At 40.0% G+C, this 1,440-nt stretch carries 1 protein-coding gene; it reads right to left on the bottom strand.

Features of this window, described 5'->3' with window-relative positions; genetic code table 11:
- Positions 1 to 32: 32 nt before the first annotated feature.
- Positions 33 to 1,384, bottom strand: a protein-coding gene (locus tag HMPREF2876_RS10180) for an IS3 family transposase (RefSeq protein WP_148131432.1) whose coding sequence is annotated in 2 segments (ribosomal slippage) — positions 33 to 922 and positions 922 to 1,384 — 1,353 coding nt in all. Because the reading frame shifts where the segments join, the coding sequence is not laid out codon by codon here.
- Between the last annotated feature and the right edge of the window lie 56 nt (positions 1,385 to 1,440).

Here is a 1,440-nt window from a genome sequence, read left to right as displayed (position 1 = left end):
TGTACTGCCCCCAAAAAGTTAGACAAAAAATATTAGTGAAAGGATTTAGTTCTGTACTGCACAGGACTAAGTCCTTTTAGTTTTGTTTTAATCCGTTTATTGTTGTAATAAACAATATAAGTTGCAATAGCTTTCTCCAGCTCATCAAGCGATTGATAACTCTTCTCATAACCGTAGAACATCTCCGATTTGAGGATGCCAAAGAAGGACTCCATCATCCCATTGTCTGAACTATTGCCCTTGCGAGACATAGATGGGACAATTCCTTTCGCTTCTAAGAATTGATGATAAGACTGGTGCTGATACTGCCAGCCTTGGTCACTGTGGAGAATGGTTCCCTTGTAGGTTTCAGCAGGAAAAGCCTTGGCTAACATTGTTCTGACCTGGTTCAAGTCAGGTGAACGTGACAAGGTAAAGGCAATGATTTCACTATTATACCCATCTAAAATAGGAGACAGGTAGAGCTTTCCATTGACGTTTGGTAAGGCAAATTCGGTTACATCTGTATAGCACTTTTCGTAAGGCCTAGAGCCTTCAAACTGACGCTGAATGAGATTCTCTGCTTTCTTACCAATCTCCCCCTTGTAAGAAGAATATTTCCGTTGACGGCGAATTCGAGCTTGTAGCCCCATCACTTGCATCAATCGCTGAACTTTCTTGTGATTGATATGAAAACCACGATTTTTCAGTTCAAGATGAATTTGACGATAACCATAGTTTCCCTTGTGCTCATCATAAATCAATTGAATTTCAGCTTTTAACTCTTGATCCTTGTCTGGTTTATCTAGCTGTTTTAGCTGGTAATAGTAAGTTGCACGAGAGAGTTTAGCGGTAGCTAGTAGGAAACTTAATCGGAATCCTTCCTTGACCATCTCTCTAATTGTCTCTGCTTTTCGCGCTGTAAGGCTTCGTCCCTTAAGCGTAACTCCCTCAACTTTTTTAGATAGGCATTCTCCGTTCTAAGATGCTCGTTCTCTTCTTGAAGTCGCTCTAGTTCCGTCATTTCTTCCCAAGTTTTCTTTTTCTTACGTCCCATCTTTGGTGGTCTCCCTCTTTGTTTCTCAACAATAGTATAGCCGTTTTTCTTATATTGTGCCAGCCAATTTGGGAGAGTCCCCCTGTTAGGAAGGGCAAAATCGAGAGAGACTGACAATTGAGAACGCCCTTCAAGAAGAACTTGATGAAGGATTTTTTGCTTTAGTTCAGGAGAATAATAAGTCTTCTTACCTCTCTTGACAATGTCTACTCCATGCCTATCAATTAGTCGAATCAGATATTCGATCCCTGACTGATTGAGGTTAAACTGTTTTGATAATGACTTGAGAGTTGCGCCGCTTTTTCGCAAGTAATAGATTTGAACCTTGTCTTCATAACTTAATTTCATAAAAATAACATCCCAAAAGTTAGAGTTTTCTTGTCTAACTTTTGGGGTGCAGTTCA

Origin of the sequence: Streptococcus sp. HMSC073A12 (genome assembly GCF_001812815.1) — a bacterium.
GTDB lineage: Bacteria > Bacillota > Bacilli > Lactobacillales > Streptococcaceae > Streptococcus > Streptococcus vaginalis.
Note: the sequence above shows the minus strand (reverse complement) of the source record. Positions and strands in the feature narration are given on the sequence as shown.